The organism is Halolamina pelagica (assembly GCF_001307315.1).
Taxonomy (GTDB): Archaea; Halobacteriota; Halobacteria; order Halobacteriales; family Haloferacaceae; genus Halolamina; species Halolamina pelagica_B.
Genome location: NZ_LGUC01000001.1, coordinates 218,179 through 233,140 on the forward strand (window position 1 = coordinate 218,179; position 14,962 = coordinate 233,140).

The window sequence follows — 14,962 nt, forward strand, 5'->3', positions numbered from 1 at the left end:
CACCCCCCGCGTTCGACCTGGAACTTCGAGATGGAGATGCTGAGCAGGAAGTTCAGCAGCGCGTACACCAGCGCGATGTCGAGCGCGCCGGGTTCGCCGATCGCGGCCGCGATCAGCGCGATCACGATCACCACGTTCGAACCGATGAAGTTGATCGCGATCACGCGGTCGGGCGTCGTCGGCCCGACGATCGCGCGGTACACCCCCACCAGCGAGACGAGGATGAACACCGTCGCCGCGCCCAGCAGGACCTGCTGGATCATGCGTCGTCCTCCTCGCGGCGCTCGAACGGGCTGGGAATCCGGGCGGCGGCGCGGCCGTAGAACACGAACCGGACCGCGCGTTCGAGCGTGCCCGCGAACAGGTCCTCGCGTGCGCTCCCCGTAAGCGTGTGAATGATCAGGTGCTGGCGCTCCACGTCGACGGTGAGCGTCCCGGGCGTGAGCGTGATGCTGTTGGCCAGCGTCGTCACCGGCAGCGCCGACCAGACCGCGGCGTCGAACTCCACCATCTCGGGGTCGATCGGCAGGTCGGGGTGGAGCACGATGTACGCGATCTCGACGTTGGCCTTCACGATCTCCCAGAGCAGGAACGGGACGTACAGACAGAACCGTGCGAGCCGTTTGACGGTCTGCAGCGGCGCGACCGGCGAGGTGAGCGACACCCGCCACAGCGCGACGGCGACGATGCCCGCGCTGATCGCGCCGGTCGCGAGTTCGAACGGCGCGACCGACCCAGCGAGCAGCAGGTAGAAGCCGAACGAGGCCGCAAACAGCGCGAAGAACTGCGTGAGCGTTCCGCGTCGGACCAGCGGCTGGGAGGGCTGCTCGGCGTCGCGCGGCGCCTCCTCGACGGTGAGCCCGGCCCGGCGCACCTCCGCCTCCAGCGAGGGGAGCAGCGGCGTCGAGCCGATCGGGTCGTAGCGGGGGTCGAACACCGCCAGCCCGAGGTCGTGCTCGTTGGCGTAGCGCACGAGCACGTCGGCGTAGTCGTTCGGCGTCGAGAGGTACTCGTGGGTCGCCACGAGCGCGGTCTCGATAGTGATGTCCGCGCCCTTGGCGTCCTCCTCGGCCCACGACGCGACACGGTCGAGGAGGGTCCGAGCGGCGTCGGCCCGGGACGAACTGTTCCGGAAAGAGATCCGTTCGGCCAGCGGGAAGACGAAGTGGATCGTCGCCGGCTCCCTCTCCTCGCCGGCGCGGGAGATCGCCTCATCGACGGCGTAGGCGACCGTGTTCCGGAGGCTGGCCGACTCGTCGACGGGAACGAGCAGCCGCGGCTCAGTCACGGTGACCACCCCACCGGCGGGCGACCAACCGGACGAACGAGATCGAGTGACATCGGTCGGGAATTGGTTTGCAGAGGCGCTTTATAGGAGTTCTTACTCCGGATGGGGCCGTCGCCGCAAGCAGCCAAGGTCAGATCGCGATGGCCGTTCGATGCAACCGCTCACTGCATCGCATACCGCCGAAACCGCAATATACGGAGGTTGCGTAACGGTTTAGGGTTACTCCGGGAAGCGAACACTTTTGCCTAGCGGGCGTTATGCCGGATACGATGCAACGCCGAAAGTTTCTGCAGGGAGTCGGCCTCGCCGCGATCGCGAGTACGGCTGGCTGCACACAGCTCAGTGGATCGGACTCCGAGGGCAGCGCCGGCGTCGCCGGTGAGACGCTGACGCTCACGACGACGACGAGTACCTACGACACCGGGCTGTTGGACGAGATCCACGGGGACTTCGAGGAGATGTACGGCGTCACCGTCGACGCCGTCGCCCAGGGAACTGGCGCCGCACTGGAGTCGGCGCGGAACGGCGACTCGGACGTGGTGATGGTCCACGCCCGGGGGCTCGAAGACGAGTTCATGCGCAACGGCTACGGGATCAACCGTCGCGACCTGATGTTCAACGACTTCGTCATCGTCGGCCCCGCGGACGATCCGGCGGGGATCGAAGGGATGGAGTCGGCGACGGAGGCGCTGACGACGATCGCCGAGGCCGAGGCGACGTTCGTCTCCCGGGGCGACAACTCCGGCACCCACACCAAGGAGCTGAACCTCTGGGACGCCGCGGGCACCGACCCCGGCGGCGACTGGTACCAGGAGACCGGCACCGGAATGGGTGAGGCACTCAACGTCGCGAACCAGCAGAGCGCCTACACCCTCTCTGACCGCGGGACGTTCATCTCCCAGCGCTCGGAGATCGACCTCACGATCCTCGTCCAGGGGCCGATCGAGGACGGGCCGGAGATCCTCGCGAACCCCTACGGGATCATGGCGGTCAACCCTGGCGTCCACGAGAACGCGAACTACGACCTCGCGATGGCGTACATCGGCTGGATCACCAGCCCCGGTGCGCAGGACGCGATTTCGGACTACCAGATGAACGGCGAACAGCTGTTCTACCCCGAGGCGGTCTCGGAGGACCCGAACTTCCAGCAGTACGTTCCGGAAGGTTGGAGTAGCGACTCCGCCGACGAGTAAGCGTGCCGTTCGATCCGGTCGCACCGCTGTTCCCGCTGTTCGTCGACCTGCCGTTCGAGCAGGGGTACGTCCGGAGCATTATCTACGTCTCGCTGTACGTGAGCGTGATCGCGGTGGCGCTGAGCACGCTGTTCAGCATCCCCGTCGCGCTCCTGATGGGGTTCGCCGAGTTCCCCGGCAAACAGTTCGTGAAGTCGGTCATCAACACCGGGATGGGGTTTCCCAGCGTCGTCGTCGGGCTGCTCGTCCTCTTTGCGGTCTCCAATCAGGGCCCCCTCGGCGCGATGAACCTCATCTTCACCAAGGAGGCGATGATCATCTCGCAGTTCGTGCTCGCGACGCCGCCGATCACCGCGATCAGCCTCGCCGCGATCACCGGCGTCGACGAGAGCGTCCGCGACGCCGCGCGTGCCCTCGGCGGGACGCGCCTCGACGTGGCGCTGGTCGTGATCAAGGAGGCGCGCTACGGCATCGCGACCGCGGTTCTCGCGGGCTTCGGCCGCGCGATCAGCGAGGTCGGATCGGTGCTGATCGTCGGGGGAACATCACGAGCGCCGACGGGATCTCGAAAACGCGGACCCTGACGACCGCGATCCAACTCGAGGCCCGACAGGGGCAGTACGACACGGCGATGGTCCTCGGCGCGGTCCTGGTCGTGCTCGTGTTGACAGTCAACGCCATCGTGGTTCGATTCGGTGACGAGGGGTCGATGAACCGATGATCCGCCTGTCGAACGTCTCCCAGAGCTACGGCGAGGAACAGGTCGTCGACGACGTGTCGCTCTCGGTCCAGCCCGGCGAGGTCGTCGGCATCATCGGCCCCTCCGGGGTCGGGAAGACGACGCTCCTGCGGATCCTCGCGCTGTTTCTCGACCCCGACGAGGGACGCGTCGAACTCGACGGCAAGGCGGTGTGGGGCGTCGACGAGGACGAACGGCTCGCGCTCCGTCGCCAGGTCGGGATGGTGTTCCAGGAGGCCAGCCTGTTCGACGCTTCCGTCGCGCGGAACGTCGAGTACGGACTGCGCGTCCGCCAGGGCTGGGACGAGCGACTGCGCGACCAGCTCCGCGGGCTCGTCGGCGGGACGGAGCCGGCCGCGGCCGTCGAGGACGCCCTCGAAATCGTCGGCCTCCGGGACAAGGTCGACCAGCCGGCCGACTCGCTCTCCGGCGGCGAGGCCCAGCGTGTCTCTTTCGCGCGGGCGCTCGCCTACGAGCCCGACTACCTCCTGCTCGACGAGCCGACCTCCGATCTCGACCCGCGGAACACGGGGTTGATCGAGGACGCAGTCGCCGAGGCCCGTGACCGCGGCATCGGCGTCGTCGTCGCGACGCACGACATGCACCAGGCCGAGCGCGTCGCCGACCGCGTCGGCGTGCTGCTCGGCGACGGGTTCACCGAGATCGGCCCCACGGAGAGGATCTTCGAGCACCCGACCGACGAGCGCACCCGGAAGTTCATCTCCGGCGAACTGGTGTACTGAGCGTCGCGCCCGGGGCGCGCTCAGCAGTCGTCGCCGGCGAACGCCATCCCCGACCCGGTCGCCGATGCCGGGTTCCGCATCCGGAAGTAGAGTTCGTTGCTCGCGTCCTGGCTGCGGTTGCACGTGACCTCGTAGGACGTGCTGAACGGCTCGCCGTCGACCGTGATCTGGGCGTCGACGGTGTCGCCGTTCGTGACGCGGGCGAGGTCGACGAACCGCAGGACCGAGTACTCCCCTTCGGGTGGGCGAGCAGCCACGTCGACGGCGCCGTCGACGAGCGTCTCGCCGCCGTGCTGGAGGGAGAACGTGACGTGGTGGGGCTGATCGCGGAAGTTGACGATCGCGAAGTCGAACGGCCCGGGCTCCGCGCCCGGGGCGACACAGCCGGCCGAGAGGAACACACCACCGCTTGCGAGCGACGCGAGGAACTGCCGACGGTGCATACGCCGGTGGGTCGCGCCGCGGGCGAAAATAGCTACCGGCGCCGGCGTACGCGGTCCGCGCGTTCCCGACACGCTTAACCTCGAACCGACGGAATCGGGAAGTAATGAGTCAGGCGCTCGCGGACCGGGAGCTCGCGGCCGTCATCGGGCTGGAGGTCCACGTCCAACTGGAGACTGACACGAAGATCTTCTGTAACTGCTCGACGGACGCCGCCGACGACGAGGAGCCCAACAGCCGCACCTGCCCCGTCTGTTTGGGGCTGCCGGGTGCGCTACCGGTGCTGAACGAGGCCGCCGTCGAGTCGGCGGTCAAGATCGGGAAGGCCCTCGACGCCGATATCCCCGAGGAGACCACGTTCCACCGGAAGAACTACTTCTACCCCGACCTGCCGAAGGGGTTCCAGCTCACCCAGTACGACGCGCCGATCTGTGCCGACGGCGAACTCGACGTTCGCGTCGAGGGCGAGCGCCGCACGATCGGCGTCCGGCGCGCCCACTTGGAGGAGGACCCCGGCAGCATCCAGCACCAGGGCGGCAACATCGACACCGCCGACTACACGCTGGTCAACTACAACCGCGCCGGCACGCCGCTGATGGAGATCGTCACCCGGCCGGACTTCCGCTCGCCCGCCGAGACCCGGGCGTTCCTCGCGAAGCTGGAGGAGGTGCTCGAGTACCTCGGCGTGTTCGACGCCACCCGGGACGGCAGCCTGCGCGTCGACGCCAACATCTCGCTCGTGCCCGCCGACGAGATCGACGACGACGGCGCGATCGACGAGGCGACGCTCGAGGACGCCAACCGCACCGAGGTCAAGAACATCTCCAGCCACAAGGGCGCCGAGCAGGCGCTGGCCTACGAGGTGACGCGGCAGAAGAACGCGGTCAAGCGCGGCCGCGAGGTCGAGCAGGAGACCCGCCACTGGGACGAGAACCGCGGCGTCACCGTCTCGATGCGCTCGAAGGAGGAAGAGAAGGACTACCGCTACTTCCGCGAGGCCGACCTCCCGCCGCTGCAGGTCTCCGACTGGAAGGAGCGCATCCCGATCCCGGAGCTGCCCGACGCCCGCCGCGAGCGCTTCCGGGAAGTGTACGGGCTGAACGAGGAGGCTGCCTCGAAGCTCACCTCCCGGAAATCCGTCGCCGACCTGTACGAGGAGCTGGCCGAGGAGTTCGACCCCGGCCTCGCGGCGACGTGGGTCGCCGACAACCTCCTCGGCGAGCTCAACTACCGCGACATGAAGATCGCCGACATCACGGACCGGCTCGACGAGATCGAGCACGTGATCCGGCTGGTCGCGGAGGACGAACTCACCGCGAAGAACGCCGAGGAGGTCGTGCTGCGCCGGATGCTCGACGAGGGCGAAAGCCCCGAGGCGATCATCGAGGCCGAAGACCTCGGAAAAGCCAGCGGCGGCGAGGTCGAGCAGGCCGTCGCGGCGGCGATCGAGGAGAACCCCGACGCCGTCGCGGACTACGAGTCCGGCGACGACGGCGCGCTGAACTACCTCGTCGGGCAGGTGATGGGGAAAACCGGCGGCTCCGCGGACCCGGGGCAGGTGAATCAGCTGCTACGTGAGGAGCTCGCGCCCTGACGGATACACCACAGTAATTCCTTCCGTACGGCCGTATTACCGCCTTACGACAAGGTTTATCGGGTTTTCCGCCGACCCGTGTGTATGGTAGACCGTGACGACCATCGGTTCCCGACCCGGGCCGTCTCGTGGGGAGAGCATCCCGAGGAGACCGGCGCCGGCGACGTCGTTTCGCCCATCCACCTGGCCTCGACGTACGCCGTTCCGGGCATCGACTCGGAGTTCAAGCTCGACGAGGCCGACCCCGACGCCGGCGAGTTCCTCTACGGCCGGCTCTCGAACCCGACGCGCCACGCGGTCGAGCAGCGCCTGGCGGCGCTGGAGGGTGGCGACCACGGGCTCGCGTTCGCCTCGGGCACCGCCGCGATCTCGACGCTGTTTTTCGCGACGCTGACGCCCGGCGACCACGTCGTCGCCTTCGACGACCTCTACGCCGGCACCCGGCGGATGCTCGAAACGCTGTTCCGCGACCGGCTGGCCGTCGACGTGTCGTTTGTCGACGCCACCGACACGGACAACGTCGCCGACGCGATGCGACCCGAGACCGAACTGGTGTACATGGAGACGCCGACGAACCCCCTCCTGCGGCTCTGTGACCTGGCGGCCATCGCCGACGTGGCCGCGGCCGGCGACGCCGCCTTCGCGGTGGACAACACGTTCTGCTCGCCGGCGCTGCAGAACCCGCTCGAGCTGGGCGCGGATATCGTCGCCCACAGCACGACGAAGTATCTCAACGGCCACTCCGACTCCATCGGCGGCGCGCTCGTGATGGACGACGACGACCTGGCCGAGGAGTGTTACCACCTCCAGCGCGTGCTCCTGGGGAACGCGATGGCCCCGTTCGACGCCTACATGACCCTCCGCGGGACGAAGACGCTCCCGATGCGGATGCGCCAGCACGAGGCCAGCGCCCGGGAGATCGCGGCGTTCCTCGACGATCACCCGCTGGTCGAGGCGGTCCACTACCCCGGGCTGGAGAGCCACCCACAGCACGAGCTCGCGAGCGAACAGATGGCGGGCTACGGCGGGATGCTCTCGTTCGAACTCGTCGGCGACATGGACGACGCCGCGGCGTTCCTGGAGGCGCTCTCGACGATCACGCTCGCCGTCTCGCTCGGTGGCGTGGAGTCACTCGTGGAGCTCCCGGCCGGGATGACCCACGAGCCCATCCCGAAAGCCGAACGCGAGGAGCTCGGGATCACGGACACGCTCGTCCGGATGTCCGTCGGCGTCGAGGCCGTCGAGGACCTGCTGGCGGATCTGGAGCGCGGCTTCGCGGCGATGCGGGAGCTCTCCGAACGGCCGCTGCCGGCCGCCGACGACTGACCCTCGCAGTCAGTCGCCCGCCGCGTCGAGTCGATCGAACACGAACGACCGCAGCCGCTTGCGGTGGTTCTCCCGCTCGTTCTCGACCGCCCGGTCCGGGTCGTGCCACAGCCCGAGTTCCCGGGTCGCGAAGCCGGCGCGGTAGAGTTCGCGTCGGCAGTCGAACGCGTCGCCGAGTGCTCGTACCTCCCGATAGCCATCCAGCAGCACCTCCCGTATCTCGGCGTGCCCGTCGTCGAGCGGCCGACCGAGCAGGTCTCGTTCCGCCCAGACGAGGTCGAAGCCGCCGGGCGCGGCCTGCCCGAGTTCCCAGTCGATCAGGGCGACCGTATCGTCGTCGAGCAGAACGTGATCGGGGCTCGCCTCGCCGTGGATCAGAACCGGCGGTACGTCGGCGAACGCGCCGCTGTGCCGGATCACCGCGTCGAGGACGGCAGCCCCCACGTCGGCGTCGGAGGTCCCGTCGAGGTCGTCGGCCCACCGCTGAACGAACGTCGCGAATCGGGTCGGCCAGTCGGTTCCTTCCTCGACGGCGAGCCCGTCGCCGTCGACCGCCAGCGTGCCGTGGCCGTCGAACCGGTTCGCAGTCGCCGCGTGGAGCCGGGCGAGCGCCGCCCCGACCGCACGGAACCGTTCCGGACCCCGCTGTCGGTGGTCGCCGAACGGCTCGGCGTCTAGCCACTCGAGCACCAGACAGCCGTCCGTCGAGGCGAGCACGTCGGGCACGGCGACCGGCGCCGACTCGCCGACCGCGCGCTGGAGCCGCGCCTCGCGTGCCAGAACGCCCGGCTGGCAGTCTGTCAGTTTACACGCGACCCGTTGTCCGTCGGCGCGTGCGGCGTACACCGTGTTCCGCTCGCCGACACGGACTCGTCGGTCGATCGCGTAGTCGTCAAACGCTTCCTCGAGAACCGTCGTGAGTGTCGCTTCCGTCGTCATGGCGTCGTCGCGTGACGTGCGACGGCCGGCTACAGCCGCTGGTCCGAGCCGCGGCTACAGCCCGTAGAAGACGGTCAGAATCGTGGTGTCGAGCCACTTCAGCGATACGGTCCGTCGGCGATCGAGGTCGCCTGATCGTGTCAGTTCGCGGCGCCCCGGCCCGGTCGAGACCTGTCAGCGCCGGCGTCGGAGCAACAGTCCCGCGCCAGCAGCGACCGACAGGGCCTCCAGCGTGCGCTCGACGGCGGGCTTCTCGGAGAGCGAACTCGGCCGTGAGTCCTCGTAGACGACGTAGTAGTCACCGTCAACCACGAGCACCTCGTTGGCGTCCGCGATCGGTTCGTTCGTCGTGAGCGAGCCGCTTTCGACCGCTCGTTTCGCGGCGGCCGAGACGTACTGCTGGTCCCGTGCCACGTCGTCGAGCGCCGTCGCGGCGTCGACGCGCTCGGCGCCGAGTTCGACGACCATGCCGACGGACTCGTTGGCGGAGACGTATGTTGCCGACCGGCGGTAGACGGTGTCGCCGAGGACCACGTACTCGTCGGCCGCCGCCCGGCGAGTGAGTTCGTCGCCCGCCGACGGCCCGGAGACGGCGACGATCGCGGGGTTCACCCCGGTGACGTTGCCGTCGATCGCGCCGCCGTCGTACAGGCAGCGCCGCGGGAAGTCGAACGAGCGGTCGACGCAGTCGATCCCCTGGACATCGGCGACGTAGCCGCCCTCGGGGAGGTCGATGGCAAGTTTTCCGTCTTCGTCGGCGAGTTCAGCCACCTCGTAGCGGTAGTCGGGGCCCGTCACGTCGAGTGCTGGCGCCCAGATCGGCACCGTGATCAGCAGGAGGGCGATCGCGATAGTTAGTTCGCGTCGTGTTGGAGGGCGCATGTGGGGCGGATCGTCCCGCTCGGGACATAAATCCGCGCGATGACGCCGACCGAACCCTGCTCAGTCTTCGCCAGCGACGGCCTCGGCGTCGGCCGACTCGTCGACATCCACGCTCGGCTCCGTGTCGACGACGCCCTCCCGCCAGTTGCCGAGGTTGAACCACGCGGCGCCGATGACGAACGTGATCACGCCCGAGAACGCCATCGCCCACCAGAGCCCGTTCTCGTCCCACGCGAGGTAGTACGCCAGCAACGCGGCGACGGGCACCCGGAACAGCCAGCGCGAGGCGAGCGAGAGCGCCATCGCCTGTGCCGTCTGGCCAGCGCCGCGGAAGCCGCCCTGAATCACCATCAGCCCGCCGAGGAACGCCCAGAACGGCGCGATGATCCGCAGGAGGACGACGCCGGCGTCGATCACCGGCTGCTCGTCGACGAAGATGCCCACGGCGGTCGCGGGGTAGGCGTACACCAGCGCCCCCGCCGCGAACAGGAACGCCATCGTCGCCGCGGTCGCCTTCCACGCGACTTCCGCGGCCCGGTCGGGCGTGTCGGCGCCGAGGTTCTGCCCGACCCCGGTCGCGGTGGCCTGCCCGACGGCCCCGGAGACGGTCCAGGAGACCGACATCAGGCGGATCCCGATCCCGTACGCGGCCGTCGCGATGGGGCCGAACCGGGCGACCAGCGCCGCGAAGAACACCGCGGCGAAGGAGCGGGCGAGCCCGTCACCCGTCCCGGGCGCGCCGATGCGCACCAGCTCCGTGAGCACCTCGCGGTCCGGCCGGAGGTCCGGGATCCGGAGGCGGACGCCCCAGCGCCCGTCAAGCAGGACGAGCAGGCCGATCAGCGCCGCGAGCACGCGGGAGATCATGGTCGCGATCCCGGCGCCCCGCACGCCCATCGCGGGGAACGTGATCGTGCCGACGATCGGCGCGCCCTCGACGAGCGTCCAGCCGAGGATCAGGAACGGGTCGAGGATCACGTTCACGCCCGCGGAGATCACCACCAGCCACATCGCCGTCCGCACGTCGCCCGCGGCGCGGAGCACGGCCCGAAACGCGAAGAAGAGGAAGGTGAAGGGGATCGCCGCGAGGATGGGTTCGAGGTAGTCCATCGAGTAGGTGAACACCTGCCCCTGCGCGCCGATCAGCGACACCAGCGGGTAGCGAATCAGGAAGCCGATCGTCGCCAGGAGGAGGCCGACAGCGACCGTCAGCAGCACCGTCTGTCCGACCGCGTGGTCGGCCTGTCGCTGCTCGCCGGCGCCGACGTACTGTGACACCAACGCGACCGCGGCGGCGGTGATCCCCATCGCGACCGAGACGAACATCCACGAGGTGGGGAACATCAGCGAGACGGCGGCGACCGCTTCCGCGTTGACGCGCCCGACCCAGAACATGTCCGCGAGGTTGTACAGCGTCTGGACGAGGTTGCCCAGCACCAGCGGCCACGACAGCGCGAACAGTTTCGGCGTGATCGCGCCGGTGGTCATGTCGACGCGCGAATCGTTCCCGCTCACGGCGGGTGGTGGTGTCGGGAGCCGATAAATCCCGCCGTTGCGGCCGGGGTGGTGGGGTTCCCAGTATCCGGCGACGACGGCCCATGCCCGAACGCCTTTCCGGGAACCGCCACCACAGTCGGCCATGCAGTACGGCGTCGCCCGCTACATCGGCATCGACAGCACCGACACGCCCACCTTCACGCCCGGCGGCGATCTCGCCTACCTCGCCGACACCACCGGCACGCCGCAGGTCTACCGCCTCGACGAACCCGACAGCTACCCCGAACGCCTGACCGCCCACGACGAGCGCGTCTCGTTCGTCGACGCCTCGCCCACCCGGGACGAACTGCTGTTCGGGATGGACGAGGGGAGCAACGAGCGCGACCAGCTCTACCGCTACGACCTCGAGACCGGCGAGGAGCAGCAGCTCACGGACGAACCCGAGGCGAAGCATCTCTGGGGCGGCTGGGGGCCGGAGGGTGACCGCTTCGCCTTCGCCGCGAACCGCCGGCAGGGCGACACGTTCGACGTGTACGTGCAGGGTCGCGACAGCGAGGGGGCCGACCTCGTCTGGGAGGGGCCGGGCGGCTTCGTCGGCGTCGCCGCGTGGCACCCCGACGGCGACGCGCTGATCCTGCAGGAGTCGAACTCCAGTTCGGACGTGGTGCTGTACTGGCTCGACATCGACACCGGCGCGGCCGAGCGCCTGACCGACACCGGGGAGGAAGCGCGCTACCACCACGTCGCGTTCGGCCCCGACGGCGACCTCTACACGGTCACCGACTACGGCGCCGAGACCGCCTACGTCGGCCGGATCGACACCGACGCCCGCGGTGGGGGTGGGGTCGATTCGGTCGAGACGATCGAACAGGGGCCCGAGGAGTGGAACGTCGATAGCCTGCAGATCGACGCCGACAGCGGCCGCGCGGCGTACACGCTGAACGTCGACGGCTACTCCGAAACGTACCTCGGCGAGCTGTCGGCCGACGGCAGCGCGATCGTCGACACCGTCGAGCCGGAGCTCCCCGATGGCGTCGTCGCCGGCGTCGAACTCGGTCCCGACGGCGAGCGCGCGGCGATCGAGTTCAGCGCCGACGACCACCCACACTCCATCTACGTCGCGGGAACGGGGTCGGCGGCAAAGGGAGCCGCCGACGCCGACGCCGGATCCGGCGACACCGAGCGCTTCACCACCCCGGGACGCTCGGCATCCCGGAGGACCGGTTCCTGCGCTCGGAGACGATCCGCTACGAGACGTTCGACGGGCGGGAGATCCCGGCGTACTGGACGCTGCCCGACGGCGTGAGCGAGGACGGCAGCGACGGCGAGGTGCCCGTGATGGTCGACATCCACGGCGGCCCGGAACACCAGCGCCGGCCGTGGTTCTACCCGACCAAGCAGTACTTCCTGAACCAGGGGTACGCCGTACTCGAGCCGAACGTGCGGGGCTCCTCGGGCTACGGGAAGGAGTACACCCACCTCGACGACCAGGAGAAGCGACTCGACTCGGTGAAGGACATCAAGCACGCCACCGAGTGGCTCGAGGACCAGCCCGCCGCCGACACCGACAGCCTCGTCGTCTACGGCCGCTCCTACGGCGGCTTCATGGTGCTCTCGGCGATCACGCAGTACCCCGAGCGCTGGGCCGCGGCGGTGGACTTCGTCGGGATCGCCGACTTCCAGACGTTCCTCGAGAACACCGGGGAGTGGCGCCGCGAGCACCGCGCCGCGGAGTACGGCAGCCTCGACGACCCCGAACTGCTCGAACGCATCTCCCCCATCCACGACGTGGACGAGATCCAGTGTCCGCTGTTCATCCAGCACGGCGCGAACGACCCGCGCGTGCCCGTCGGCGAGGCCGAGCAGATCGCCGACGCCGTCGAGGAGCGGGGCATCCCGGTCGAGACCTGCATCTTCGAGGACGAGGGGCACCACACGACCGACCGCGAGAACCTGATCGAGGAGTTCGAACGCATCGCCGCCTTCCTCGACGAGCACGTCTGAACCGCCGGCGGGGCTGGCCTACCAGCCGGCGTCGATATCGTCTTTGAGCGCGGTCAGGATCTCCTCAGTGCCGTGGTCGATCACTTCGGCGACTGCCTCGGGGTCGGCGTTGGTCGGGTCGCCCAGCCCGCCGAGATCAGTCACGCGGTCGAAGTAGCCGTACGACGCTGTCTCCGGCATCTCCGTTGCGTTTTGGGGCTCCTTCTTCCCCGCCTTCACCAGGTCCGGCCGGTAGTGCTCGATCACGCTGGTCTCGTGGTCGCCGGCGTGGCCCCAGCCCTCGCCGAACACCTCTTTTAGCCGCTCGCGGGCGAAGTCCGTCCAGTGGACGAAGTGAGTCGCGAGCCCGTACTCCCGGACGAGTCGGTCCGCGGCGTTCGAGAGCGGCTCGCGGTTGCCGCCGTGGCAGTTGACGATCACGAACCGCTCGACGCCGTGGCGGGCGAGGCTCTCGCCGATCTGGACGATCGCGTCCTCGTAGGTCAGGGGGTCGAGCGTGATCGTCCCGGGGAAGTTCATGTGGTGCTCGCTCATCCCGTAGGGGAGCGTCGGCAGGCGGACGAACTCCAGGTCGTGCTCGGCGGCGGCGTCGACGAGCTCCTCGGTCAGGTGCTCGGCGCGCAGTGTGTCCACCGAGACGGGGAGGTGGACCGAGTGCTGTTCGACGCTGCCCGTTCCCAGCAGCGCCGCGTCGGCGTCCGCGAACGCCGCCTCGGCGTCTTCCCACGTCATGGTCACGAGATCGTCGTCGGTCTCTGGCATGGCCGGAGATGGGCAGGGGTGGGGCAAAGAACTACGGGAACGGGCGATCCGGCCGCTCTCCCGCACCTTCTTCGCCCCGGCGCTCGCAGCGCCGGTATGTCCATCGCCGACGACGCCGAGGGCGAAATCGCCCGGCTCTGTCGCCGGGTCGTTCGTGCGGAGGGGCTCCCGGGGCTGAGCGTCGCCGTCACCGACGCCGACGGCACCGTCTACGCCGACGGGTTCGGCTCCCGGGATCTGGCCGGGAACCGCCCGGCGACGCCCGAGACGCTGTACGGGATCGCCTCCTGTACGAAGTCGTTCGCCGGCGTCGCGATCCTGCAGTTGGTCGAGGGCGGTATCTGCGACCTCGACGATCCGATCTCGGCGTACGTCCCCGTCGCCTTCGACGAGCCCGAACCCACCATCCACCACCTGCTGACACACTCCTCGGGCCTCCCCTCGCTGGGGGTGAGCGAGACGCTGCTCGCCCGGCGGCTCCGGCTCCCCGACCCCGGGATCCCGCTGGGCGACATCGACGACTTCTACGCCCACGTGAACGCCGCCGACGACGAGCGCGTCGACCCGCCGGGGAGCGCTTCGCCTACTGCAACACCGGCTACGCGCTGCTGGGCGAGGCCGTCGAGTCGCTGACGGGGAAGCCGTTCGACGAGTACGTGACCGAACACGTGTTCGAGCCGCTGGGGATGGCGCGCTCGACGTTCGACGACCACGAGTTCTCGATGGCCGACGACCACATGACCCAGTACCGCCAGACCGAGGAGGGGCTGATGGCGTCGTCGCTCCCGACGCGCGACATCGGCCAGGCGACGGGCGGGATCCTCGCGTCGGTGGCTGAGCTGACCAGCTACCTCCGGCTCCACCTGAACGGCGGCGCGGCCGCGGGGACGGAGCTGCTCGACGCGGACACGCTCGCCCGAGCGCACGAGGGCCACGTCGACGTGCCGGGGCGCGCCCCGGGCCGAGAGGCGCCGGACCGCGAGTACGGCTACGGCTGGTTCCGCGACGAGGCGTTCCTCGGCGACCGCACGCTGTTGGGCCACTCGGGGTCGATCACCGTCTCCTCGGCGTATCTGGGGTTCCTCCCCGAGGCGGGGGTCGGCGTCGCGCTGGCGTCGAACACCTCGCCGGCGTTCCCGCTGGGCGCCGTCGGCGAGGGCGTGCTGGCGGCGGCGCTGGGCGCGGATCCCGAGTCGGTGCCGTTCTTCCGGTTGCGGCGGCGCCATCGACGCCTCGCCGGCGAGTACGCGGCGTACGAGGGCGTGATGAGTGCGACCGTCGAGCGCGACGGCGCGACGCTCCGCGTCGACTTCGACCACCCGCTGAACGACGCCGAGACGGTGCTGTTCCCGGCCGAGCCCGACAGGAGCGAGCGGCGGCGCGGCGATGCGGAGTACCGGTACGAGACGGTCGACGCCGCCGGCCGACGCGAGCCAGTGACGTTCCGCGTCGCGGACGGCGGGGTGTCGCTGCTGATCGACCGATGGCGGCTCCGCAAGCAGTAAGCAATCGTGGTCGAGTGCGACGCGAGAAGGCGCCATCAGCCTGGACCGG

12 protein-coding genes and 3 pseudogenes are annotated in these 14,962 nt (G+C 69.4%); 8 read left to right on the forward strand and 7 right to left on the reverse strand.

Annotation, left to right across the window (positions count from 1 at the left end; genetic code table 11):
* Positions 1 to 2 precede the first annotated feature (2 nt).
* A pseudogene (locus tag SY89_RS15585) lies at positions 3 to 263 on the reverse strand (monovalent cation/H+ antiporter complex subunit F); the annotation flags it as partial.
* On the reverse strand, positions 260 to 1,288 hold the full coding sequence (locus tag SY89_RS01185; RefSeq protein WP_080506721.1) for a monovalent cation/H+ antiporter subunit E: 1,029 nt from the start codon (positions 1,286 to 1,288) through the stop codon (positions 260 to 262). The gene SY89_RS01185 and the pseudogene SY89_RS15585, both read right to left, overlap by 4 nt.
* A 269-nt stretch (positions 1,289 to 1,557) precedes the next feature.
* Here SY89_RS01185 and SY89_RS01190 point away from each other — a divergent pair, with 269 nt between their 5' ends.
* From SY89_RS01190 to SY89_RS01200, 3 genes and pseudogenes are all read left to right on the forward strand, one after another.
* Entirely contained in the window at positions 1,558 to 2,481 is a 924-nt protein-coding gene (locus SY89_RS01190) for an ABC transporter substrate-binding protein (RefSeq protein WP_394325725.1), read from the forward strand.
* Positions 2,482 to 2,483: 2 nt separating this feature from the next.
* Positions 2,484 to 3,202 (forward strand): annotated as a pseudogene (locus SY89_RS01195) (ABC transporter permease).
* Positions 3,199 to 3,963, forward strand: coding sequence for an amino acid ABC transporter ATP-binding protein (locus SY89_RS01200; protein ID WP_054582828.1), 765 nt, complete (start codon positions 3,199 to 3,201; stop codon positions 3,961 to 3,963). Before SY89_RS01195 ends, SY89_RS01200 begins: the two are co-directional and overlap by 4 nt.
* Positions 3,964 to 3,983: 20 nt before the next feature.
* On the opposite strand, the gene SY89_RS01205 is transcribed toward SY89_RS01200, so the two are convergent.
* Positions 3,984 to 4,406, reverse strand: coding sequence for a hypothetical protein (locus SY89_RS01205; protein ID WP_054582829.1), 423 nt, complete (start codon positions 4,404 to 4,406; stop codon positions 3,984 to 3,986).
* 104 nt (positions 4,407 to 4,510) lie between these two features.
* On the opposite strand from SY89_RS01205, the gene gatB reads away from it, so the two are divergent.
* Positions 4,511 to 5,998: an Asp-tRNA(Asn)/Glu-tRNA(Gln) amidotransferase subunit GatB gene (gene gatB / locus SY89_RS01210; protein ID WP_054582830.1), complete on the forward strand. Its 1,488-nt coding sequence runs from the start codon at positions 4,511 to 4,513 to the stop codon at positions 5,996 to 5,998.
* An 84-nt stretch (positions 5,999 to 6,082) separates the two neighbouring features.
* Positions 6,083 to 7,324 carry a trans-sulfuration enzyme family protein gene (locus SY89_RS01215; RefSeq protein ID WP_054582831.1) on the forward strand — a complete coding sequence of 414 codons (1,242 nt, stop codon included), beginning with the start codon at positions 6,083 to 6,085 and terminating at the stop codon, positions 7,322 to 7,324.
* Between the two features lie 9 nt (positions 7,325 to 7,333).
* Here the strand turns inward: SY89_RS01215 and SY89_RS01220 are convergent, their stop codons facing one another.
* The 3 genes from SY89_RS01220 to SY89_RS01230 all read right to left on the reverse strand — a co-directional run bounded on the left by SY89_RS01220 (position 7,334) and on the right by SY89_RS01230 (position 10,633).
* The gene (locus SY89_RS01220; RefSeq protein ID WP_054582832.1) at positions 7,334 to 8,263 is read right to left on the reverse strand and encodes a phosphotransferase family protein; all 930 of its coding nucleotides are present in this window, start codon (positions 8,261 to 8,263) and stop codon (positions 7,334 to 7,336) included.
* A gap of 174 nt (positions 8,264 to 8,437) precedes the next feature.
* Entirely contained in the window at positions 8,438 to 9,145 is a 708-nt protein-coding gene (locus SY89_RS01225) for a hypothetical protein (RefSeq protein WP_054582833.1), read from the reverse strand.
* A 60-nt stretch (positions 9,146 to 9,205) separates the two neighbouring features.
* On the reverse strand, positions 9,206 to 10,633 hold the full coding sequence (locus SY89_RS01230; RefSeq protein ID WP_054584640.1) for an MATE family efflux transporter: 1,428 nt from the start codon (positions 10,631 to 10,633) through the stop codon (positions 9,206 to 9,208).
* 151 nt (positions 10,634 to 10,784) lie between these two features.
* Here SY89_RS01230 and SY89_RS19435 point away from each other — a divergent pair.
* Positions 10,785 to 12,646 (forward strand): annotated as a pseudogene (locus tag SY89_RS19435) (S9 family peptidase).
* 18 nt (positions 12,647 to 12,664) lie between these two features.
* Here the strand turns inward: SY89_RS19435 and SY89_RS01240 are convergent.
* Positions 12,665 to 13,408 (reverse strand): creatininase family protein, encoded by a 744-nt coding sequence (locus SY89_RS01240; RefSeq protein WP_054582834.1) that lies wholly within the window; start codon positions 13,406 to 13,408, stop codon positions 12,665 to 12,667.
* Between the two features lie 96 nt (positions 13,409 to 13,504).
* Here SY89_RS01240 and SY89_RS18915 point away from each other — a divergent pair, with 96 nt between their 5' ends.
* Both SY89_RS18915 and SY89_RS18920 read left to right on the forward strand, forming a co-directional pair.
* The gene (locus SY89_RS18915; RefSeq protein ID WP_054582835.1) at positions 13,505 to 14,041 is read left to right on the forward strand and encodes a serine hydrolase domain-containing protein; all 537 of its coding nucleotides are present in this window, start codon (positions 13,505 to 13,507) and stop codon (positions 14,039 to 14,041) included.
* Positions 14,017 to 14,913, forward strand: coding sequence for a serine hydrolase (locus tag SY89_RS18920; protein WP_275575413.1), 897 nt, complete (start codon positions 14,017 to 14,019; stop codon positions 14,911 to 14,913). Before SY89_RS18915 ends, SY89_RS18920 begins: the two co-directional genes overlap by 25 nt.
* The last annotated feature ends 49 nt before the right edge of the window (positions 14,914 to 14,962 follow it).

Excerpts from the sequence above, each read along its gene's own strand:
- SY89_RS01190 (WP_394325725.1), top strand. The coding sequence starts at position 1,558 with ATGCAACGCCGAAAGTTTCTGCAGGGAGTCGGCCTCGCCGCGATCGCG.
- SY89_RS01200 (WP_054582828.1), top strand. The coding sequence starts at position 3,199 with ATGATCCGCCTGTCGAACGTCTCCCAGAGCTACGGCGAGGAACAGGTC.
- SY89_RS01205 (WP_054582829.1), bottom strand. The coding sequence starts at position 4,406 with ATGCACCGTCGGCAGTTCCTCGCGTCGCTCGCAAGCGGTGGTGTGTTC.
- gatB (WP_054582830.1), top strand. The coding sequence starts at position 4,511 with ATGAGTCAGGCGCTCGCGGACCGGGAGCTCGCGGCCGTCATCGGGCTG.
- SY89_RS01215 (WP_054582831.1), top strand. The coding sequence starts at position 6,083 with ATGGTAGACCGTGACGACCATCGGTTCCCGACCCGGGCCGTCTCGTGG.
- SY89_RS01220 (WP_054582832.1), bottom strand. The coding sequence starts at position 8,263 with ATGACGACGGAAGCGACACTCACGACGGTTCTCGAGGAAGCGTTTGAC.
- SY89_RS01225 (WP_054582833.1), bottom strand. The coding sequence starts at position 9,145 with ATGCGCCCTCCAACACGACGCGAACTAACTATCGCGATCGCCCTCCTG.
- SY89_RS01230 (WP_054584640.1), bottom strand. The coding sequence starts at position 10,633 with ATGACCACCGGCGCGATCACGCCGAAACTGTTCGCGCTGTCGTGGCCG.
- SY89_RS01240 (WP_054582834.1), bottom strand. The coding sequence starts at position 13,408 with ATGCCAGAGACCGACGACGATCTCGTGACCATGACGTGGGAAGACGCC.
- SY89_RS18915 (WP_054582835.1), top strand. The coding sequence starts at position 13,505 with ATGTCCATCGCCGACGACGCCGAGGGCGAAATCGCCCGGCTCTGTCGC.